The sequence below is a fragment of the Streptomyces sp. NPDC001532 genome, from assembly GCF_040298625.1.
In the GTDB taxonomy this organism is placed as follows: domain Bacteria; phylum Actinomycetota; class Actinomycetes; order Streptomycetales; family Streptomycetaceae; genus Streptomyces.
On the sequence record NZ_JBEPAL010000001.1, the window covers coordinates 506031 to 526971 of the forward strand.

Consider the following 20941-nt stretch of genomic DNA (forward strand, 5'->3'; position numbering starts at 1 on the left):
CGAGGGCACGCCCAGGACCGAGACCACGCCGAAGGCCAAGAGCACACCGAAGACCGAGAGCACCGCGAAGACCCAGAGCACCGCGAAGACCGAGGACCCGGAGCGCGCCGGTGATGACCGCCCCGAGAGCACGCCGGACACCGGGCACGACCCGAACGCCGTAAGCCCGGAGAACGCCGTGGGCCCGGAGAACGCCGTGGGCGCGGAAGCCCTCAAGGGCACTGCCAGGCGCAGCCGCGCCGCGAGCGCCGGACGCGGGCGAGGCGGTGGCCGCCCGAAGAACGTCTCGGGCGCCGGGAGCACCCTGGGGGCCGAGGACGACCAGGCCCCGGTTCCGGCTGTCGGGACGTCGCGCGGTGGGCCGAGTCCCGCGCAGGCGACGGACGGTGACAGCGCCGAGGGTCTGGGCCGGGACGGAGCCGAGGCGGACGACGACGGCGATCGCGGCGCCGGGACCTGGCAGGGCACCGGTGAGCCGGTGGGTGCCGTTCGCAGCACCTTGGTCGTCGCGGACGGTGGGGCTCCGGAACCTCGGACCGCCGCGATCCCCCGCCCCGCCGCCGCCCAGGACGGGCCGTCGCCGTGGCTGCGCGTGCTCAAGGGCGTGGCGGGAGCCTCGCTGGTCGGGTGTCTGGTGCTCGGTGGCGTGCTGGTGTGGCGCGCGCCGGAGCGGCCGGGCGCGGCGGTGCCGGCCGCGGGGCCCGAGAAGGCGCGGGAGGCGGTGGTCGAGGGGACGCCCGCCGCGCTGGACGAACTGGCGGTGCTGATCGGGGACCGGGAGGCGCATCTGCGCAAGCACCCGCTGGACGCCCCGTCGTGGGCGGTGCTGGGTGCCGCGTACGTGGAGCAGGGCCGGCGGACCGCGGACGCGGGGTACTACCCGAAGGCGGAGCAGGCGTTGCGCACCTCGCTGAAGGTGCGGCCGAAGGGCAACGCGGAGGCGCTGGACGGTCTCGCGGCGCTGGCGAACGCGCGGCGGGACTTCCCGGCGGCGCGGAAGTGGGGCGAGGCCGCGCTGGCGGCGGACGCCAAGCGGTGGACGACGTATCCGCAGCTGATCGAGGCGTACACCGGCCTCGGTGATCACAAGGCGACGCGGCGGACCCTGGACCGGTTGCAGAAGCTGCGTACCGGGCCGGCCGTGATGGCGCGCGCGGCGGCCGTGTACTGGGACCAGGGCTGGCGCGAGGACGCCGCGGCGGCGCTGTCGGACGCGGCGGCGGCCGCGGAGACGCCCGCCGAGCGGGCCGCCTGGCTGGAGCGGGCCGGGCAGCTGGCGTGGGAGCGCGGGGACCGCGAGGGCGCGCTGCTGCACTTCCAGGAGGCGCTGCGGACCGATCCGGACCAGCGGGCCGCGCAGGCCGGCCAGGGCAAGGCGCTGGCGGCGCTGGGCCGGGTGTCGGAGGCGCTGAGCGCGTACCGGGCGGCGCTGGCCAAGCAGCCGGCGCCGGTGTACGCGCTGGAGCTGGGCGAGTTGTACGAGTCGCTGGACCTCGCGCAGCCGGCGCGGGTGCAGTACGACCTGCTGCGGGAGCGGGTGCGGGCGGCGGCCGCGGGCGGTGCGGACGAGCAGCTGGTGCTGGGCCGGTTCGAGGCGGATCACGGCGACGCGCGGGCCGCGGTGCGGCTGCTGCGCGCGGAGTGGCGCCGTCAGCCGTCGATCGCCGTCACCGACGCGCTCGGCTGGGCGCTGCACCGGGCCGGGGAGCACAAGGAGGCGCTGAAGCTGGCGGAGCGGACGATGGACGCGGAGAAGGGGGGCGGTGTGCGCAGCGCGCTGTACGCGTTCCACCGGGGGATGATCGAGAAGAAGCTGAACATGACCGGTCCGGCCCGGCGGCATCTGCGGGAGGCGCTGCGCATCAACCCGTTCTTCTCGCCGCTGGGTGCGCGGACGGCGCAGACGGCTCTCCAGGAGCTGGGCGAGCCGCCGCTGGTGAAGCCGCCGACGGGCGACGCGAAGTCCTCCGGGGCGGCGGGCTGACCGCTCGTCGCGCCCCGGAGGCGTTCGGTGCCGCGCGTCGTCGCTACAGGTTGCCGCGCTTGGCCTGTTCGCGCTCGATCGCCTCGAAGAGGGCCTTGAAGTTGCCCTTGCCGAAGCCCATGGAGCCGTGCCGCTCGATGAGTTCGAAGAAGACGGTCGGGCGGTCCTGGACCGGCTTGGTGAAGATCTGCAGCAGATAGCCGTCCTCGTCGCGGTCGGCGAGGATCTTCAGTTCGCGCAGGGTCTCCACGGGGACGCGGGTGTCGCCGACCCACTCGCCGAGGGTGTCGTAGTACGAGTCCGGGGTGTCGAGGAACTGCACCCCGGCCGCGCGCATGGTGCGGACGGTCGCCACGATGTCGTTGGTGTTCAGCGCGATGTGCTGGACACCGGCGCCGCCGTAGAACTCCAGGTACTCGTCGATCTGCGACTTCTTCTTGGCGATCGCGGGCTCGTTGATCGGGAACTTGACCTTCAGCGTCCCATCGGCCACGACCTTCGACATCAGCGCGCTGTACTCGGTCGCGATGTCGTCGCCCACGAACTCCTTCATGTTCGTGAAGCCCATGACCTTGTTGTAGAAGCCGACCCACTCGTTCATCCGGCCGAGTTCGACGTTGCCGACGCAGTGGTCGACGGCCTGGAAGGTGCGCTGGGCGGGCGGCTCGACCAGGGGGCTCGCGGCGGTGTAGCCGGGCAGGTAGGGGCCGTCGTAGCCGGTGCGCTCGACGAGGGTGTGCCGGGTCTCGCCGTAGGTGGCGATGGCCGCGAGGACGACCGTGCCGTGCTCGTCCTTCAGCTCGTACGGCTCGGCCACCGAGCGGGCGCCGTGCTCGATGGCGTAGGCGTAGGCGGCGCGGGCGTCCGGCACCTCGATGGCGAGGTCGACGACGCCGTCGCCGTGCTCGGCCACGTGCTGGGCGAGGAAGTGGCCCCAGGTGGTGGCGGGCTTGATGACGGAGGTGAGGACGAACCGTGCCGAGCCGTTCTCCAGCACGTACGAGGCGGTCTCACGGCTGCCGTTCTCCGGTCCGGAGTACGCGACCAGCCGCATGCCGAAGGCGGTGGAGTAGTAGTGCGCCGCCTGCTTGGCGTTGCCCACGGCGAACACGACCGCGTCCATCCCCTTGACCGGGAAGGGGTCGGCCTGCCGGGCGGTGTCGGGAGTGTGGTGTGTGGTCTGCGTCATAGCCGAAGCCTGGCCCCGCTCTGCAAGGTGCGCAATAGTTTGCGTATTCGCTGGGCAATCTGCTCAGCCGTACGGCCGCTTCGGCGGACTTTCTGTACAGGATGCTCACCGCAGGAGGGGTCGGATGGCGATCGATCGTCTGGACGGCCGGATCATCGTGCTGCTGGCGCGGGAGCCGCGGATCGGGGTGCTGGAGATGTCCCGGCGGCTGGGTGTGGCGCGCGGCACGGTGCAGGCGCGGCTGGACCGCCTTCAGTCGAACGGAGTCATCCGCGGATTCGGTCCGCAGGTGGACCCGGCCGCCCTCGGATATCCGGTGACGGCCTTCGCCACGCTGCAGATCCGGCAGGGGCAAGGAGCGGATGTGCGGGCCCACTTGGCGACCGTGCCGGAGGTGCTGGAGCTGCACACCACGACCGGCGCCAACGACATGCTGTGCCGGCTGGTGGCCCGCTCCAATGCCGATCTTCAGCGGGTGATCGACCGCGTTGTCGGTTTTGATGGCATTGTCCGGGCCTCCACCGCGATCGTCATGGAGAACCCCGTTCCGCTGCGGATCATCCCGCTGGTGGAGCAGGCGGCGGAGGATCCGGAGCGGACGTCCTAGTCGTGGGGTGAGGCGGTGTGAACTTCTGGGAGTACCTGGGCAGTCGCCATCAGCAGTTGCTCACCGACGCCGGGCAGCACGCCAGCGCCGTCTTCCAGTGCATGGTGGTGGCGACCGTCATCGGTGTGCTGATCGGGGTGGCCACCTACCGCAGCGCCTGGGCGGGCAATCTGTCCACGACCGTGACCTCCACCATCCTGACCATTCCCTCGCTGGCCATGATCGGTCTGCTGATCCCGATCGTCGGCCTGGGCGTGGCCCCGACGGTGATCGCGCTGACCCTGTACGGGCTGCTGCCGATCGTGCGGAACTCGATCGTCGGCCTGCGGGGCGTGGACCCCTCGCTGGTGGACGCCGCGCGGGGCATCGGGATGTCCCGGCTGACGCAGCTGGTGCGGGTGGAGCTGCCGCTGGCCTGGCCGCCGATCCTGACCGGCATCCGGGTCTCGACGCAGATGCTGATGGGCATCGCGGCCATCGCGGCGTACGCCTCCGGGCCCGGCCTCGGCAACGAGATCTTCCGCGGGCTGGCCTCCCTGGGCAGCAAGAACGCGCTGAACCAGGTGCTGGCGGGCACCCTCGGGATCATCGTGCTGGCCCTGCTCTTCGACGCCGCCTACGTCCTCCTCGGACGGCTGACCATCCCCAGGGGGATCCGTGCCTGAGACCAGCGCCAGTGGTGCCACCATCGAGCTGGAGAACCTGACCAAGCGGTATCCGGGCAATCCCGAGCCGTCGGTGGACAACGTCACCATGGAGATCGGCGCCGGCGAGACGGTGATCTTCGTCGGCCCGTCCGGCTGCGGCAAGTCCACCACGCTGAAGATGATCAACCGGCTGATCGAGCCGTCCGGCGGCCGGATCCGCATCAACGGCGAGGACGTCACCGACATCGACCCGGTGAAGCTGCGCCGCAAGGTCGGGTACGCCATCCAGTCGGCCGGTCTCTTCCCGCACATGACGGTCGCGCAGAACATCGGTCTCGTACCGAAGATGATCGGCTGGTCCAAGTCCCGGATCCGCTCGCGGGTGGACGAGCTGCTCGACCTGGTGGGCCTGGACCCCGGCGAGTTCCACGGCCGCTATCCGCGCCAGCTCTCCGGCGGCCAGCAGCAGCGGGTGGGCGTGGCGCGGGCGCTGGCCGCCGATCCGCCGGTGCTGCTGATGGACGAGCCGTTCGGCGCGGTGGACCCGATCACCCGGGACCACCTCCAGGACGAGCTGATCCGGCTCCAGCACGAGCTGCACAAGACGATCGTGTTCGTCACCCACGACTTCGACGAGGCGATCAAGCTGGGCGACCGGATCGCGGTCCTGCGGGAGCGGTCGCACATCGCCCAGTTCGACACCCCGGAGGCGATCCTCACCAACCCGGCGGACGACTTCGTCTCCGGTTTCGTCGGCGCGGGCGCCGCGCTGAAGCGGCTCAACCTGACCCGCGTACGCGATGTGGAGATCACCGACTATCCGACGGTGACCGTCGACGACCCGCTCCAGGGCATCTTCGGCCGGCTCCGCTCCAGCGGTACGAACGAGATCCTGATGCTGGACAAGCGGGGCCGCCCCTACAAGTGGCTGCGGCGCGGCGACCTGATGCGGGCCAAGGGGTCGCTGGCCCGCGCGGGCACCCTGGTGAGCGACACGGTGACCCGTGACGCCACCCTGCGCGACGCGCTGGAGGCGGTGCTCACCGACAACGCGGGGCGGGTGGTGGTGACCGGGCGGCGCGGCGAGTACACCGGCGTCGTCGACATGGAGACGCTGATGAACTCCGTGCACGAGCTGCTGGAGGCCGACCGGCTGGAGGCGATGGAGGCCCAGCACGAACTGGAGGAGGCGCGGGCCGAGCGCACCCACGCGGAGCAGGAGGGCTTCGGCGGGGAGGCGAAGGCGTGACCACCGATTCGCGGCGCGGCGACCGCCCCGAGACCGGACGGGAGGCCGACGACCTGCTCCACCAGGACGACGGCGAGCCGGATCAGGCCCCCGCGCCGCGCCGTCCCGCGCGCCGCCGGGTCGGCTGGCGGAAGCTGGTCTTCCTGCCCGCCTTCGTGGTGGCGCTGCTGCTGGCGACCTGGCTCTGGTTCGCACAGGCCGACCTCGACACCATCTCGGAGAACGCGCTGTCCGGCGGGCAGGTGTCCAAGGCGCTGTGGCAGCACATCCAGCTGACGGTGATCTCCACCTTCTTCGTGCTGATCATCGCCATCCCGCTGGGCATCCTGCTGACCAGGAAACCGTTCCGCAAGGCCACCCCGGTGGCGATGGCGCTGGCCAACATCGGTCAGGCGACCCCGGCGATCGGCCTGCTGGCGCTGCTGGTGATCTGGCTCGGCATCGGCCGCCGGGCGGCCCTGATCGGCATCATCATCTACGCCATCCTGCCGGTGCTGGCCAACACCATCGCCGGCCTCAAGGCGAACGACCCGACCCTGCTGGAGGCGGCGCGCGGTATCGGCATGTCCTCGACGGGTGTGCTCACCAAGGTGGAACTGCCGCTGGCGGTGCCGCTGATCCTGGCGGGCGTGCGGACGGCGCTGGTGCTGAACGTGGGCACGGCGACGCTCGCGACCTTCGGGGGCGGCGGCGGGCTGGGCGTGCTGATCACCACCGGCATCACCAGCCAGCGCATGCCGGTGCTGTGCCTGGGCGCCATCCTCACCGTCTCCCTCGCCCTGCTGATCGACTGGCTGGCCTCGCTGGCGGAAGTGGTGCTGCGGCCGCGGGGGCTGGAGGTGGGGACATGAGACGGCGGATGTGTCTGCTGCTGGCCGGCGGACTGCTGACGGCGGCCTCCGGGTGCGGGCTGACCAGCGGCTCGCCGATGGTCGACGATGTGCGGCCGGGCTCCGTCGGGCAGGGCGAACCGCTCGAGGGCGCGAAGCTGACCGTGACGTCGAAGGAGTTCACCGAGCAGCTGATCCTCGGCGCGATCATGGGGATCGCGTTCCAGGCGGCCGGCGCGGAAGTCCTCGACCGCACCGGCATCCAGGGGTCCATCGGCTCGCGCGAGGCCGTCAAGAACGGCGACGCGGACGCCGTGTACGAGTACACCGGCACCGCCTGGATCACGTACCTGGGCAACAGCGAGCCCATCCCGGACCCGCGGCAGCAGTGGGAGGCGGTGGCCGAGGCCGACCGGAAGAACGGCCTGACCTGGCTCGCGCCGTCCTCCCTGAACAACACCTACGCGCTGGCGATGAACCAGGCGAACTTCGAGAAGTACGGCACGAAGACGCTCTCGGACGTCGCCGAGCTGGCGGAGAAGGACCCCGGTGCCGTGACGCTGTGCGTGGAGGGCGAGTTCGCCAACCGGGCGGACGGGCTGCCGGGGATGGAGAAGGCGTACGGGATGGACATCCCGCCGGGCCGGGTCACGCAGATGGACACCGGCATCATCTACACCCAGGCGGCGAAGGGCAGCTGCACCTACGGCGAGGTCTTCACCACGGACGGGCGGGTGAAGTCCATGAACCTGGTGGTGATGGAGGACGACAGGAAGTTCTTCCCCAACTACAACGCGGCGCCGGTGATCAACACGGACACGCTGAAGGAGTGGCCGGCGATCACGGGCATCCTCGACCCGATCACGAAGAAGCTGGACAACTACGTGGCGCAGGAGCTGAACGCCAAGGTCGACGTGGACGGCGAGGACCCGCACCAGGTGGCGCTGGACTGGCTGGTGGACGAGGGGTTCGTGCGGGAGGGCTGACACGCTGAGCGATCGGGGACGGCCGGCAACCGGGAACGGTCAGCAGCTGGGGACGGACCCCTTGCCGGACTCCAGCGCCTCGAGGGACCGCACGGCGCCCTTGAGCGTGCTCACCGGGATCAGCCGCAGGCCCTTCGGCAGCTCCGCCTCGGCCTCCGAGCACTCCGCCTCGGGCACCAGGAAGACGGTCGCGCCGTCCCGCCGGGCGGCCTGCGTCTTCAGGGCCACCCCGCCGACCGCGCCGACCTTGCCGTCGGGCGTGATCGTGCCCGTACCGGCGACGGTGCGGCCGCCGGTGAGGTCGCCGCCGCTGCCGTCGCCGCGCAGCTTGTCCACGATGCCGAGCGAGAACAGCAGGCCGGCGCTGGGGCCGCCGACGTCGGCGAGTTCCAGCCGCACCTCGATGCCCTCGTCGGAGCGGCCGAGGTAGTTCAGCGCGGCCTCGGTCGCCGCGTCCTGCGACTGCCGCATCTGCTCCGTGTTGTACTCCTCGATCTCCTTGACGCTGTCACCGCTCGGGTAGACGGAGTCGCGGGGCATCACGGCCTGGTCGGTGCTGAACCAGCCGTCGACCACCTCCGCGAGCGACACCGCGGTGTCCGGGCTGGTCGCCTCGATGGTCGTCATCCGCAGCTCGCCGCTGGTGTCCCTGGTCGGGGCGCCCGAGACGGTGATCACCGGCGTCCCCTTGTCCTCCCCCAGCACGTTCGCGGTCAGCCCCGGCTGCGCCACCGCGAAGGGCAGCGGCGCGAACACCGCCGTGGCGACCAGCGCCACCACGGGCACCGCACAGACACCGAGGGCTTGGGGACGCGAGAGACGTGAGAGCACGGGGTCAATCTAACGTGAGCGAAGCGGGGTGCGGCCGGTGGGCGGCCGCAGCTCACCGCAGCGCTTCCGCGACCTCCCGCGCCGCCTCCATCACCCGGGTCCCGACCCGCTCCGGCACGGCGTCCGCCAGCATCACCACGCCGACGCTGCCCTCGACCCCGGTCACGCCCAGCAGCGGCGCGGCGGCCCCGCTCGCCCCGGCCTCCAGCTCGCCGTGCGTCAGCGTGTAGCCGGGCTCCGCCGAGGGCCGCTGCCGGGCGGAGAGGATCGCCTTGCCGGCGGCTCCGCGGTCCAGCGGATGCCGGAACCCGGCCCGGTAGGCCACGTGGTAGTCCGTCCACGTCGGCTCCACCACGGCGACGGCGAGCGCCTCGGCCCCGTCCACCAGTGTCAGATGCGCGGTGGCCCCTATGTCCTCCGCCAGCGACCGCAGCGCCGGCAGCGCCGCCTCGCGGACCAGCGGATGCACCTGGCGGCCCAGGCCGAGCACACCGAGCCCGACCCGGGCACGTCCGCCGAGGTCACGACGTACCAGTGCGTGCTGTTCCAACGTGGCGAGCAACCGGTACACCACGGTCCGGTTCACGCCCAGTTTGGTGGAAAGCTCGGTGACGGTCAGCCCGTGGTCCGTGTCGGCCAGCAGCTTGAGGACACGCAGTCCCCGGTCGAGCGTCTGAGAGGTCTCCGCGGTCACGACGCCCACTCCTTAAGTGGTGAGGTCGGCAGCCCCCTCGCGTCGGATGCGTCGCCGAGTCCCGTCAGCGACGCGCTTCAGAGGCCGCCGATCGGCCGGCGGCCCGGCCTGTGCCGGGCCGCGTCGCTTCACGGCTGCGCTCCGCGGCGGCGCTGCCACGGGGCGTGTGCGTAGCGGGACAGTAGCGAAGCCAGTCCGCTGAGCGGAAGGCATCGTCCAGAATCCGGGCAGTGACCGATATGACCTGCCGCGATTTGTCCTGTTACGTACGGCGCGCGCCGCCGCGTCTCACGCCTCGGGCGGCTACCGCATCCGCGTGGCCCACTCCTGCACCTTGGCGATCCGCTGCCGCAGCTGGCCGGCCGTGGCCTCCGCGGCCGGCGGCCCGCCGCACACCCGGCGCAGCTCGGTGTGGATGACCCCGTGCGGCTTGCCGCTCTGGTGGACGTACGCGCCGACCATCGTGTTCAGCTGCCGCCGCAGCTCCATCATCTCCTTGTGGGAGACCACCGGCCGCCGCTCGGCGGGCAGTTCCAGCAGGTCCGCCTCGGCGTCCGGCTTCTTCTTGCTGTGCGCGATCTGCCGCGCCTGCCGCTTCTGGAGCAGCAGCTGGACCTGCTCCGGCTCCAGGAGGCCCGGAATGCCGAGGTAGTCCTGCTCCTCCTCGCTGCCGGGGTGGGCCTGCATACCGAACTCGGCGCCGTTGTACATGACCCGGTCGAACACCGCGTCGGACTCCAGCGCCTCGAAGGGCAGCATGTCCTGTTCGCCGGTGTCCTCGTCCTGCTGCTTCTCCGCCTCCGCCAGGAGCTTGTCCTCCTCGGCGTACGGGTCCTCCTCGCCGTCCTTCTTCGGCTTGTCGAGGACGTGGTCCCGCTCGCGCTCCATCTCGTTGGCGAAGGTCAGCAGGTCGGGCACGGTCGGCAGGAACACCGACGCGGTCTCGCCGCGCCGCCTGGACCGCACGAAGCGCCCGACGGCCTGCGCGAAGAACAGCGGTGTGGAGATCGTCGTCGCGTACACCCCGACCGCGAGACGCGGCACGTCGACGCCCTCGGACACCATGCGTACGGCGACCATCCAGCGGTCGGTGCTGCCGCTGAACTCGTCGATCCGGTCGGAGGCCCCGGCGTCGTCGGAGAGCACCAGCGTCGCCTTGTGGCCGGTGATGTCCCGGATGAGCTTGGCGTAGGCGCGGGCCGAGTCCTGGTCGGAGGCGATGACGAGGGCGCCCGCGTCCGGGATCGCCTTCCTCACCTCGGTCAGCCGCTGGTCGGCGGCGCGCAGCACCGCGGGCATCCAGTCGCCGCGCGGATCGAGGGCGGTGCGCCAGGCCTGGCTGATGGCGTCCTTGGTCATCGGCTCGCCGAGCCGGGCCTCGATCTCGTCACCGGCCTTGGTCCGCCAGCGCATGTTGCCGCTGTAGGAAAGGAAGATCACCGGGCGGACGACGTTGTCGGCGAGCGCGGAGCCGTAGCCGTAGGTGTAGTCGGCGGCCGAACGCCGGATGCCGTCCTGTCCCTCCTCGTAGGTGACGAAGGGGATGGGGTTGGTGTCCGAGCGGAACGGCGTACCGGTCAGCGCGAGCCGCCGGGTGGCCGGCTCGAACGCCTCCAGGCAGGCCTCGCCCCACGACTTGGAGTCACCGGCGTGGTGGATCTCGTCGAGGATGACGAGGGTCTTGCGCTGCTCGACCCGGTTGCGGTGCAGCATCGGCCGGACGCCGACACCGGCGTAGGTGACCGCGACGCCGTGGTACTCACGGCCCAGCGGTCCCGCGCTGTACTCGGGGTCCAGCTTGATCCCTATCCGGGCGGCGGCCTCGGCCCACTGCTTCTTCAGATGCTCGGTGGGCGCGACCACGGTCACCTGCTGCACGACGTGGTGGTGCAGCAGCCAGGACGCCAGCGTCAGCGCGAAGGTGGTCTTGCCGGCGCCGGGGGTGGCGACCGCCAGGAAGTCTCGCGGCTGCTCCTGGACGTACTTCTCCATCGCCCCCTGCTGCCAGGCACGCAGCTTGCTGGCGGTTCCCCACGGGGCACGGCCGGGGAAGGCGGGCGAGAGGTGGTGGGAGGAGGAAGCGGCGGTGGTAGTCACGGTCTCCGTACGGGGTCGAATCCAGGGGGCCGCGCGCGGCGCGTCGCTCGAAGATGGCGGCGGGCGACGGGCGGGGCGCTCGGCTACGTAGGACAACCGGGCCACCCTACCGGCGCCCCGGCACCGTCAACGCGCGAACGACACCGGGTCGCCCGAGGGTGGGACTGACGTCACAACACCCTCGGTGACTCAGCGGTTTCGCAGCCGGGTCGTCACCCACGCGCCCGCCAGCGCCACCGCCGCCATGGGCAGGAAGACGGCCGCGAAGGCCACCGGATGGGAGGCGTCCGCGGAGCCGGACGCGGCGTGCGCGACCGTGCCGCCGCCGAGCGCCGCGAAGGCCGCGCCGCCGGCCGCGAGGAGGATCACATTGGACAGGCCGTCGGAGATCTGGAGGGCGGCGGAGTTGCTGCCGGCCTCCCGCGGGGCGGAGAGCTGGAGCAGCAGCACGCTGGTGGAGGAGATCACCAGGCCCATGCCGAAGCAGCCGAAGCCCCAGGCCACCGCCACCGTCCACACCGGCACCGCGTCGATCAGCACGCTCGGCGCGGTCGCGATGGCGGCCGCCACCAGCACCATGCCCGCCGTCGTCAGCCGCTCCCGGTACCGCTCCAGCCGAGGCCGCGACTGCACCCAGGAGCCCAGCGCCCAGGTCCCGCCGCCAGCCGCCAGCGAGAACCCGGCGAGCGTCGGCGACAGCCCCCGCTGGGTGACCAGCATCAGCGGGACGAAGGACTCCGCCGCGATGAACGAGCCCGCCGCGACACCGCGCAGCAGCACCACGGACGGCAGTCCGCGCGCCGCCCGGAAGGTGCCGCGCGGCAGCAGCCCGAGGGCCGTCGGGACCAGCAGGGCGGCACCGGCCGCGCCGGGCAGCAGGGAGATCCAGCGCAGGTCCTGGGCGGCGTACTGGAGGAGTCCGGCGCCCAGGGAGAGGCCGAGCGCGAGGCGGATGCGACGGCCGCCGAAGGAGCCCGTGCCGCCGGACCCGCCGTCCGCCGCCTCGCCCGCCTCGCCGTCCGCGCCGACCGCTCCGGACGCCCGGCGGCGGATCTGCGGCAGTGCCAGCGCCAGCGGGAACACGACGAGGACCGGGATGCCGACGAACACCCAGCGCCAGCCCAGCTGCTCGGTCACCGCGCCGGCGGCCAGCGGGCCGACGACCGAGGGGACGACCCAGCTCGCGGCGAACGCGGCCATGATCGCGGGCCGCAGCCGCTCCGGGTAGGCCCGGCCGACGATCACGTACAGCGCGACGATCACCAGTCCGCCGCCGAGGCCCTGCACCGCCCGGCCGAGGATGAACAGCCACATCGCCCCGGCCGTCCCGGACAGCAGCAGCCCCGCCGCGAAGGCGGCTATACCGCAGGTCAGCGGCCCCAGCGGGCCGCGCCGGTCGGACCACTGCCCGGACAGCACCATCGCGAACAGGCTCGTCGTGAAATACCCGGAGAACGCGAACGCGTACAGCGACACCCCGTCCAGCTCCCGCGCCGCGACCGGCATCGCGGTCCCCACGGCCGTCGCCTCGAAGGCGATCAGCAGAACGACGGAGACGATGCCGACGCTGAGCGCGCGGTAGGACCGGCTCAGCACCCCGCCGCTCTCGACGGGTTCGGGGAGCGGTGGGATCACTTCGGCGTCGGCGACAGCGGCGTCGCGGGGTTCCAGGGCGGCCATGCAGGTCAGAGTAAGGGGCAAGCACCTTGTTGACCCCTGTCGGGAGACGGTGATCTCCTCAGCCCTTGGTCGTACGACCAGCCGGCGTCCCGCGTTTTGTGAACGCCGTATGGCAGTCCCGTTGCAGCCCTCCCGATCCTCTTGAGCCCCGCTCCGCCCCGGCCATACCGTCAAGGCATCACGTCGGCCGTGTGCCCGAGTGGTTCAGGGGCTCGCCTGCAAAGCGAGTTACGTGGGTTCGAATCCCGCCACGGCCTCCATACGCACCGCGCGTCCCGGCGCGGTGCGCGGGCGGCATCCCGTCGGGGGTGCCGCCCCCTTGCCGTAGGTGACCGCGAGTCACCTCGGCGCGATTCCCGCCGCCGTCTCCAGGCCGGTCGTCACCTCGTCGCTCTTGGCGCGCAACAGGCAGAGGGCGAGGACCAGTTCCGAGACGTCCCGGTTCAGGGGGTCCAGGCGGGCCTGGGGTTCGGTCCAGCGCAGGATCTCGCCGGTGGCGCCGTCGACGACCAGGCCCGCGTCGCCCCGCAGGCGGCCGAGGCGTATCAACTGGTCGGCGGTGTGCGGGAGATGGTCGAGCGGGAAGTCGCCCGCGTACTCCTCGTCGGTGTAGAACTCGGTGAGCGTCGGCAGCGGCAGGTCGGTGTCCAGGGAGAACAGCGCCTCGTCCGCGGGCAGTCCGGTCTCGCTCAGGAAGCGGCGGGTCGGTTCATGGGTGAGCGTCGCGGGGAAGTCGACGTCCTCGAAGCGGGCCACCCGGCCGCGCCCGAACTCCTCGTCGAGCAGGCGCGGGGACAGGTCGAGGGCCAGGCCCGATGCGGTGGCCGGGGTGCTGATCGCCGTGACGACGGCGCCGGTCGTGCTCATGGGACAAACACTACGCGGCGCCACTGACAATCACCCTGACCAGCCCGGACACCGGTCACTCGGCGCCTACTGAGCGGTCACCACCGCCGCCTGCGGCCGGATCGGCAGCCGGTTCACGGGACGCCCCGTGGCCGCCCGCACCGCCGACGCGATCGCCGCCGGCGAGGCCACCACCGGCACCGCGCTGACCGCCTTCGCGCCGAACGGCGCCACCACGTCCCGCTCCTCGACGAGCTTGACGATCCGGATGTCCGGCGCGTCCAGGGCCGTCGGCAGCGCGTAACCGGTGAGGTCCGGGTGCCGTATCACCCCGCGCGGGGCGCGCAGGTTCTCGGTGAGGGCGATGCCGACGCCCTGGGTGACGCCGGCCTCGATCCGGGCCGCCAGCTGGGCGGGGTTCAGCACCCGGCCGACGTCCTGCGCGACCGCCAGCTCCACCACCCGGACGGAACCCAGCTCGATGTCGACGTCGACCACCGCGCGGATCGCGCAGAAGGCCATGCCCACGAAGGCGTCGCCCTGTCCGGCGGCGTCCAGCGGCTCGGTGGGGTGCGGCCGGCACTGAGCGGTCGCCCACAGCTCCTTGCCCTCCAGGGCCTCGCCGACCGTGGTGGACAGCACCCCGTCGTAGGAGGTGATCTTGCCGTCGGCGATCTGGAGCAGCTCGGTGGACATCCCGAACTTGTGGGCCAGCGGCTGGAGCAGCTGGGTGCGGACCATCTTGGCGGCGCGCTCGACGGCCCCGCCGGACACCCAGGTGTGCCGGCCCCGGCAGCCCGCCCCCGCGGGGGGCTGGTCGGTGTCCACCGGCGCCACGTGGACCTCGTCGACGCCCAGGATCTCCTGGACGATCTGCCGGGCGAGCGTGGTGAAGCCCTGGCCGGTCTCGACGGCCGCGCACAGCACGGTCGCCACTCCGTCCTGCACCTTCACCGTGGCCGTGGAGACCTCGTCGGCGCCCTCCGCGCCGAGCATGTGCACCATGCCGAGGCCGTAGCCCACGCCGCGGCGCACCGCGCCCGGTTCGCCCGCGCCCTCGGGGCCGCCGGGCAGCAGCCACTCGTCCTCGGGGGTGTCCTTGGGCAGCGCGGGCAGCGGGAAGTCCCGTACCGCCTGGAGGAGTTCGGCGACCGGCGCCGGGCAGGTGACCGTCTGGCCGGTCGGCAGGAGGTCGCCGGTCGCCATGACGTTGCGCAGCCGCAGCTCGGCCGGTTCGACGCCGAGTCTCTTGGCCAGCTTGTCCATCTGCGCCTCGTACGCGGCGCACACCTGCATCGCGCCCTCGCCGCGCACATGGCCGGAGGGCGGGTTGTTGGTGCGGACGGCCCAGCCCTCGATGAAGGCGTTGGGGACGACGTAGGGGCCGCAGGCGAAGGCGACGGCGGCGGCCAGCGCGTCCGCCGAGGTGTCGGCGTACGCGCCCGCGTCCAGCAGGATCTGCGCCTCGACCTTGACCAGCCGGCCCTCGGCGTCCGCGTGGTGGCGGTAGCGCAGCAGGGTGGGGTGGCGGTGGGCGTGGCCCAGGAAGGACTCCTCGCGCGTGGCCGTCAGCTTCACCGGGCAGCCGGTCTTCAGCGCCAGCAGGCCGAGCGGCAGCTGGAAGCCCTGGTCCTCGCGGTCGGCGGTGGCGCCGGGCACTCCGGTGACGACGACCTTGACCCGCTCGGGCTCCAGCCCGAAGGCGGCGGCGGCGGTGTCGCGGTCGGTGTGCGGGTCGGTGGAGGCCACGTACAGCTCCACGCCGCCGTCCGGGCGGGGCACGGCGAGCCCGGCCTCGGCGCCGATGGGGGCCGGGTCCTGGCGGCCGATGCGGTACAGGCCCTCGACGACGATCTCGCCGGCCGCCTCGGGGTCGCCGTGGCGCAGCGGGATGTGCCGGATCAGGTTGCCGTCGGGATGCAGCGGCTCGGCCTCGAAGGCCTGCTCGGGGTCGGTCACCGGCTCGAGCACCTCGTACTCGACGATGACGGCCGCGGCGGCCATCCGCGCGGTGTCCGGGTGGTCGGCGGCGACGGCGGCGATGGGCTCGCCGTGGTGGCGGACCACCTCGGAGGCGAAGACCGGCCGGTCGGCCGTGCCGCGGCCGTGCAGCGGGCTGCCGGGGACGTCCTCGTGGGTGACGACGGCCCGCACGCCCGGCATCGCGCGGGCGTGCGTGGTGTCGATGGAGGCGATCCGCGCGTGGGCGTGCGGCGCGCGCAGCACGGCCGCCCACAGCAGTCCCTCGGCCCACAGGTCGGCCGCGTAGGGGAAGGTGCCCTCCGTCTTGGCGCGGGCGTCGGCGGCGGGCAGCGAGGAGCCGAGGCCGTGCGGGATCGGCTCCGGGCCGGGGCCGGCCTCCGCGGCTGGGGCCGCGGTCGCGGTGGTCGCGGTGGCGGCTTCGTTGCTCACGCCTGGCCTCCGTCCTGTCCCTGTCCGTACGAGGGGTCACGTGGTGCGAACGCCGACGGGTTGACGCCTCCGGCGCCCGGCCCCGCCTGGTGCGGGATGCGGGCCTCGTCGGTGTCGTGTCCGGCCGGGTCGGGCGCCAGGTGCGCGTCGCGTTCGGCGACGACCTCCTGGACGGCCTCGACCACGGCCCGGTAGCCGGAGCAGCGGCACAGGTTGCCGCACAGCGCCTGCCGGGTCTCCAGCTCGGTGGGGGCCGGATTGCCCTCCAGCAGGTCGTGCACGGTCATCGCCATGCCGGGCACGCAGAAGCCGCACTGCACCGCGCCGCACCGGGCGAGCGCGCGCTGCACGTCGGAGGGCTGCCCGTCGACGGCCAGGCCCTCGACGGTGCGGACCTCGCTGCCGGCGGCGGTCACGGCGGGCACCAGGCAGGAGGCGACGAGCCGTCCGTCGACCTGGACGTTGCAGGCCCCGCACTCGCCCTGCGAGCAGCCGTCCTTGGCGCCGGCGAGGCCGAGGCGTTCGCGCAGCACGTACAGCAGCGACTCGCCGATCCACGCGTCGGTGACCGGGCGGTCGCTGCCGTTGACGCGCAGGACGTAGGAGGCGAGGGGGTGCTCTTCACCCGGAAGAGCGGGGCCGGGAGGCGGCTCCTCGGTGTCCCCCGTGGTCGCGGTGTCCCCGGTGGTCCCGGTGGCCTCGGTGGTCCCGGGTGCGTCGGGGACGGCCTCGGCGGCCGTGGGGTCGGTCTGCGGCGCGGGTTCGCCCACCGGCCCGGCGACCGCGGGCCGGTGGGGCTCGCCGGAGTCGTCGGTGAGGCCTTCCGGGTGGCTCTCGGCGGCCGTCGGGACCTGTCCCGGCCCCTCGGTGCCCGCCACGGCCTCGGCGGCCTCGAAGGCGCCTTCCACGGCCTCCACGGTGCCCTCGGCGCCCTCCCCGGCCGGCTGTCCGGGCGAGGAGGCGGGCGCGGTCGGGCGCTCCCGGTAGGCGGGCACGCCGATCTCCGGCGCCGTGCTCGCCGCGGCGGTGCCGTCCTCGGCGGTCGCCTGCTGCCCCCAGGCCTGTCCGGCGCCCTCCGTCGCCCAGGGCGCGGCCGCGCCGCCGGGCAGGGTCGCGGGCGGGGTGGCACCCCACTGCTCGACCAGCGCGGACGTGGTGAACTCGCCGGACTCGTCGGGGAGGTCACCGCCCGCGACGGGGATCGACCACTGGCCGGTGACGTCGTGGCCGGGGGCCGGCGGCGCCTCGGCGGTCTCCTCGAACGCCCACTGTCCGGTCGAGCCGGGGTCGTACGTGAACCGGTCGTGCCCGGTGTCCTGCCGCGGCACCGCGTTCGGGTCGGGCCACCGCACGCCGTCGGCGGGCATCGCCCAGCTGCCGGTGGCCGCCGGGTCGGTGCCCGCGGTGGTGGCCGGGGTGACCGTGATGGGCGGGGGCACGTAGCCGTGGCCGGGCGCGGCGAGCGGACTGTCGGAGGAGGCCAGGAGGGCGTCGATGCCGCCCTCGGGGAGTTTCACGAAGGCGGTGGCGCCGTCGTCGTAGTCGCCCTGGGGCAGCGGGTCCCAGCGGCCCGCGCCCTGGGGCGTGCCCTCTCCGTGCTGGTCGTCGGTCACGACAGCGCCCTCCCCAGTGCTCGTCGGGCCAGTGCGGCGACGGTGCGCCGCAGGTGCAGTACGGCGGGCGGAAGCGCGGCCACCGAGCCGTCCTCGGCCGGGACCGGGTCCGGGATGCAGGCCGCGGCGACGTACTCGCCGAAGGCGTGCAGCGCCTCCGGGACGATCGCGCGGTCGTTGTCCCAGTCGATGAGCTGGGCGACCCACTGCTCGGCCTCCAGGGGCCGCAGCGGCATCGGCGCTATGGCGCCCACGGCGCACCGGACGCCGCGCCGCGCGGGGTCGAGGACCAGGGCGACGGAGGCGACGGCGCGTCCGGGACCGGTGCGGCCGGTGGCCTTCAGGAACACCTGCGGGGCGTGCAGCAGCGGCACCCGCACGAAGCCGATGAGTTCGCCGCCGCGCAGCATCTCCATGCCGGCCAGCAGGTGCGACACCGGCATCTCGCGGCGGGCGCCGCCCGGGCCCGCGATGATCAGCGTCGCCTCCAGGGCGGCCAGCACCGGCAGCGCGTCGCCGGTGGGGGCCGCGGTGACGATGTTGCCGCCGAGGGTGCCGGCGTTGCGGATGTGCGGCGGGCCGGCGGCGCGCGCCGACGCGGCGAGCGCGGGGATGAGCGCGGCGAAGTCGGGGCGGCCCATGCGGGCGTGGGTGAGGCCCGCGCCGAGCAGGGCGTGGCCGTCCTGGTACTGCCAGCCGCGGATCTCGCTGATCCGGCCGAGGCCCACCAGTCCGGCGGGCCTGAGCTGACCCGAGTTGACGGCGGTCATGAGATCGGTGCCGCCCGCCACCGGTACCGCGGCAGGCATCGCGGTGAGCGCCGCCACGGCCTCGTCCAATGTGGCGGGCAGGGTGACGGCCTGCGCCGCCTGCGGTGCGTGCGTGGTCAAACCGGCTGCCCCTTCCCGCTGCCCCACCTGGTCCCGCCTGTGCTGCCGTACGGTACGTGCTGACAGGGTGGACGTGGCAACTCTGGCACATCTTCGCGGGGCACGAACGCGGGGGTCCGCTAGGAGGCATTCGCCCACCTCATCGGGGAGATGGTCCGTTTTGGCCGCACATCACCGCTTCGCCGGGATTGCCACTCTCCGGTGAACTACGGGCGGTTCCTCGGGCCCGAGCCGTCGCTCACCGCGCGGGCGGCGGGCCGTCGATCGGCCGCCCGAGCACTCCCGGCCGCCGCTGCCACGGCCGCGGTCCGGTGGGCGGGCGGTACGCCACCCCCAGGACGTCGAGCCGCCGGCGGTGCGTGTCCATCCGCCGCTCGAAGCCGGCGAAGTCCCGCCGGTCCGGGGCGGGCAGGGCGCTCCAGGCGACCTCGGCGAAGGCGGCGAGCCTCGGGAAGACCTGGTAGTCCACGCGCGCCTGGTCCTCCATCACCTCGGTCCACACGTTGGCCTGCGTACCCAGCACGTGCCGGGCCTGCTCGGGCGTCAACTCCGGCGCCACCGGCTCGAACCGGAAGACGTCCTCCAGAGTGCGGACGTAGCCGATGGGGACCGGCTCGTCCGCGCCGGCGTCCTGCCGGTGGTCGAGGTAGACCTGCTGCTCGGGGCACATGACCACGTCGTGGCCCGCGCGGGCGGCCGTCACCCCGCCCGCGTAGCCGCGCCAGGACGACACCGCCGCACCCGGCGCGAGGCCGCCCTCCAGGATCTCGTCCCAGCCGATGAGCCGGCGCCCGCGCGCGGTCAGCCACCGGTCGAAGTGGCCGATGAACCACGACTGGAGGGCGTCCTCGCCGGACAGCCCGAGTTCCGCGATGCGCGCCTGCGCCGCGGGCGAGTGCTTCCACTGCTCCTTGAGGCACTCGTCACCGCCGACATGGACGAACTCCGAGGGGAACAGCTCCAGCACCTCCTCGAAGACGTCTTCGTAGAAGCGCAGGGTGTGGTCGGTGGGGGCGAGCACGTTGGCGGAGATGCCCCAGTCGTCCCAGACCATGAGGGCGGTGGTGTCGACGACGTCGGTGTTCCCGAGTTCCGGATACGCGGCGATGGCGGCCTGCGAGTGGCCGGGTACGTCGATCTCCGGGACGACGGTGATGTGCCGTTCGGCGGCGTAGGCGACGATCTCACGGATGTCGTCCTGGGTGTAGTAGCCGCCGTGCGGCCTCTCGTCCCACAGCGGCGAGGCCCGGTGACCGAATCTCGTCCGCGCCCGCCAGGAGCCGACCTCGGTCAGCCGCGGGTACTTCAGGATCTCGATCCGCCAGCCCTGATCGTCCGTCAGGTGGAAGTGCAGGACGTTCAGTTTGTGCGCCGCCATGAGGTCCAGGTAGCGCAGGACGCCTTCCTTCGGCATGAAGTGCCGGGCGACGTCCAGCATGAGGCCGCGCCAGCGGAAGCGCGGGCCGTCCTCGACGGTGACGTGCGGCACGACCCAGGCGCGGTCGCGGTCGAGCGGGGCCCTGCGGTAGGCGTCGGGACCGAGGAGCTGCCGCAGCGTCTGGGCTCCCCAGAAGACACCGGCCGGGCCGCCGCCCTCGACGAGGACGCCGCCTCGGTCGCTGACGAGGCGGTACTCCTCGGGGCCCAGGGCGGGGTCGACACGGAGGCCGATGCCGCCCTCGGCCTCGGCCGGCTCCCGCCCCTCGCACAGCGGCAGGCCGGTGGCCTGCCGGAGGACGGACTGGAGCCAGTGGCCGACCCGTTCGGTCGCGGGGTCGGCGTAGAACCGCGAGTGCGCCGTCAGCCGCAGCTCGCCGGAGCCGGCGACGACACTGCGGGGCGCCGGAATCAGATCGGTCATGTCAGCCCTTCACCGCCCCGCTCCAGGCAGGCGTTGCAACATACGCAATGCGCGTTTCGTTGTGCACAACACCCTGAAGGTTAGGGAGTCCGGGAACAGGACGACAAGAGGTCTGAACCACTTCGTTCATGCCACACGAAAGGCCCCCGGGCGCGCCACAGCGCACTCGGAGGCCTCGCGGAGTTCGAACCGCTTCCGGGACCGCTCGACCGCTCGGACTACTTGTCGCCCTTGCCCTTGTCGTCGCCGCCGGCACCCATGGATTCGTAGATCTCCTTGCACATGGGACACACGGGGTACTTCTTCGGGTCACGGCCCGGCACCCAGACCTTGCCGCACAGCGCCACGACGGGCGTGCCGTCGAGGGCGCTCGCCATGATCTTGTCCTTCTGGACGTAGTGGGCGAAGCGCTCGTGATCGCCGTCGCCGTGGGACACCTGCGGCGTCGGTTCGACGAGGGTCCCCGTACCAGTCCCGCGCTCGGGCTCGAGAGTGCTCATAGGACCCAAGCGTACTGAAGGGCGC

The 20941-nt window shown here is 72.9% G+C and carries 17 protein-coding genes and 1 tRNA gene; 7 read left to right on the forward strand and 11 right to left on the reverse strand.

The genetic code is table 11. The features are described from left to right. The first annotated feature begins 586 nt into the window (after positions 1-586). Positions 587-1984, forward strand: a complete 1398-nt coding sequence (locus ABT232_RS02320; RefSeq protein ID WP_351834815.1) for a tetratricopeptide repeat protein — start codon at positions 587-589, stop codon at positions 1982-1984. A 43-nt stretch (positions 1985-2027) separates the two neighbouring features. Here the strand turns inward: ABT232_RS02320 and hppD are convergent, their stop codons facing one another. Next, positions 2028-3173 carry a 4-hydroxyphenylpyruvate dioxygenase gene (gene hppD, locus ABT232_RS02325; protein WP_351834606.1) on the reverse strand — a complete coding sequence of 382 codons (1146 nt, stop codon included), beginning with the start codon at positions 3171-3173 and terminating at the stop codon, positions 2028-2030. Positions 3174-3297: 124 nt separating this feature from the next. On the opposite strand from hppD, the gene ABT232_RS02330 reads away from it, so the two are divergent. From ABT232_RS02330 to ABT232_RS02350, 5 genes are read left to right on the forward strand one after another with little or no spacing between them, the layout of a single operon-like run. Then, positions 3298-3780, forward strand: coding sequence for an Lrp/AsnC family transcriptional regulator (locus tag ABT232_RS02330; protein ID WP_351834609.1), 483 nt, complete (start codon positions 3298-3300; stop codon positions 3778-3780). Between the two features lie 17 nt (positions 3781-3797). Continuing rightward, entirely contained in the window at positions 3798-4445 is a 648-nt protein-coding gene (locus tag ABT232_RS02335) for an ABC transporter permease (protein ID WP_351834612.1), read from the forward strand. Next, a complete protein-coding gene (locus ABT232_RS02340) occupies positions 4438-5676 on the forward strand; it encodes a betaine/proline/choline family ABC transporter ATP-binding protein (RefSeq protein ID WP_351834615.1) in 1239 nt (412 codons plus the stop codon). Before ABT232_RS02335 ends, ABT232_RS02340 begins: the two co-directional genes overlap by 8 nt. Before the next feature lie 53 nt (positions 5677-5729). Next, entirely contained in the window at positions 5730-6527 is a 798-nt protein-coding gene (locus ABT232_RS02345; protein ID WP_351834817.1) for an ABC transporter permease, read from the forward strand. Then, positions 6524-7492 (forward strand): glycine betaine ABC transporter substrate-binding protein, encoded by a 969-nt coding sequence (locus tag ABT232_RS02350; RefSeq protein WP_351834618.1) that lies wholly within the window; start codon positions 6524-6526, stop codon positions 7490-7492. Before ABT232_RS02345 ends, ABT232_RS02350 begins: the two co-directional genes overlap by 4 nt. Positions 7493-7531: 39 nt before the next feature. Here the strand turns inward: ABT232_RS02350 and ABT232_RS02355 are convergent, their stop codons facing one another. The 4 genes from ABT232_RS02355 to ABT232_RS02370 form a co-directional block, all read right to left on the reverse strand. Beyond that, a complete protein-coding gene (locus ABT232_RS02355) occupies positions 7532-8323 on the reverse strand; it encodes a S16 family serine protease (RefSeq protein ID WP_351834621.1) in 792 nt (263 codons plus the stop codon). A 52-nt stretch (positions 8324-8375) separates the two neighbouring features. Then, positions 8376-9017 (reverse strand): IclR family transcriptional regulator, encoded by a 642-nt coding sequence (locus tag ABT232_RS02360; RefSeq protein WP_351834624.1) that lies wholly within the window; start codon positions 9015-9017, stop codon positions 8376-8378. A gap of 303 nt (positions 9018-9320) precedes the next feature. Next, positions 9321-11114 carry a DEAD/DEAH box helicase gene (locus ABT232_RS02365; RefSeq protein WP_351834627.1) on the reverse strand — a complete coding sequence of 598 codons (1794 nt, stop codon included), beginning with the start codon at positions 11112-11114 and terminating at the stop codon, positions 9321-9323. 189 nt (positions 11115-11303) lie between these two features. Then, positions 11304-12794: an MFS transporter gene (locus ABT232_RS02370; protein ID WP_351834630.1), complete on the reverse strand. Its 1491-nt coding sequence runs from the start codon at positions 12792-12794 to the stop codon at positions 11304-11306. Between the two features lie 185 nt (positions 12795-12979). Here ABT232_RS02370 and ABT232_RS02375 point away from each other — a divergent pair. Then, a tRNA-Cys gene (locus ABT232_RS02375) sits at positions 12980-13054 on the forward strand. Between the two features lie 79 nt (positions 13055-13133). Here the strand turns inward: ABT232_RS02375 and ABT232_RS02380 are convergent. The 6 genes from ABT232_RS02380 to ABT232_RS02405 all read right to left on the reverse strand — a co-directional run bounded on the left by ABT232_RS02380 (position 13134) and on the right by ABT232_RS02405 (position 20916). Then, complete coding sequence (locus ABT232_RS02380; RefSeq protein WP_450871771.1) at positions 13134-13661, reverse strand: SUKH-4 family immunity protein; 528 nt, start codon at positions 13659-13661, stop codon at positions 13134-13136. Positions 13662-13727: 66 nt separating this feature from the next. Next, a complete protein-coding gene (locus ABT232_RS02385) occupies positions 13728-16052 on the reverse strand; it encodes a xanthine dehydrogenase family protein molybdopterin-binding subunit (protein ID WP_351834633.1) in 2325 nt (774 codons plus the stop codon). Then, positions 16049-17665 (reverse strand): 2Fe-2S iron-sulfur cluster-binding protein, encoded by a 1617-nt coding sequence (locus ABT232_RS02390; RefSeq protein ID WP_351834636.1) that lies wholly within the window; start codon positions 17663-17665, stop codon positions 16049-16051. Before ABT232_RS02390 ends, ABT232_RS02385 begins: the two co-directional genes overlap by 4 nt. After that, a complete protein-coding gene (locus ABT232_RS02395) occupies positions 17662-18555 on the reverse strand; it encodes an FAD binding domain-containing protein (protein WP_351834639.1) in 894 nt (297 codons plus the stop codon). Before ABT232_RS02395 ends, ABT232_RS02390 begins: the two co-directional genes overlap by 4 nt. 238 nt (positions 18556-18793) lie before the next feature. Further along, entirely contained in the window at positions 18794-20416 is a 1623-nt protein-coding gene (locus ABT232_RS02400) for a beta-N-acetylhexosaminidase (RefSeq protein ID WP_351834642.1), read from the reverse strand. A gap of 218 nt (positions 20417-20634) precedes the next feature. Next, the gene (locus ABT232_RS02405) at positions 20635-20916 is read right to left on the reverse strand and encodes a DUF3039 domain-containing protein (protein ID WP_043501286.1); all 282 of its coding nucleotides are present in this window, start codon (positions 20914-20916) and stop codon (positions 20635-20637) included. Positions 20917-20941: the final 25 nt, after the last annotated feature.

What these genes read in the sequence shown, in the direction of transcription:
- hppD (WP_351834606.1), bottom strand. Translation starts at nt 3,173, where the DNA reads ATGACGCAGACCACACACCACACTCCCGACACCGCCCGGCAGGCCGAC.
- ABT232_RS02330 (WP_351834609.1), top strand. Translation starts at nt 3,298, where the DNA reads ATGGCGATCGATCGTCTGGACGGCCGGATCATCGTGCTGCTGGCGCGG.
- ABT232_RS02350 (WP_351834618.1), top strand. Translation starts at nt 6,524, where the DNA reads ATGAGACGGCGGATGTGTCTGCTGCTGGCCGGCGGACTGCTGACGGCG.
- ABT232_RS02370 (WP_351834630.1), bottom strand. Translation starts at nt 12,794, where the DNA reads ATGGCCGCCCTGGAACCCCGCGACGCCGCTGTCGCCGACGCCGAAGTG.
- ABT232_RS02380 (WP_450871771.1), bottom strand. Translation starts at nt 13,661, where the DNA reads ATGAGCACGACCGGCGCCGTCGTCACGGCGATCAGCACCCCGGCCACC.
- ABT232_RS02400 (WP_351834642.1), bottom strand. Translation starts at nt 20,416, where the DNA reads ATGACCGATCTGATTCCGGCGCCCCGCAGTGTCGTCGCCGGCTCCGGC.
- ABT232_RS02405 (WP_043501286.1), bottom strand. Translation starts at nt 20,916, where the DNA reads ATGAGCACTCTCGAGCCCGAGCGCGGGACTGGTACGGGGACCCTCGTC.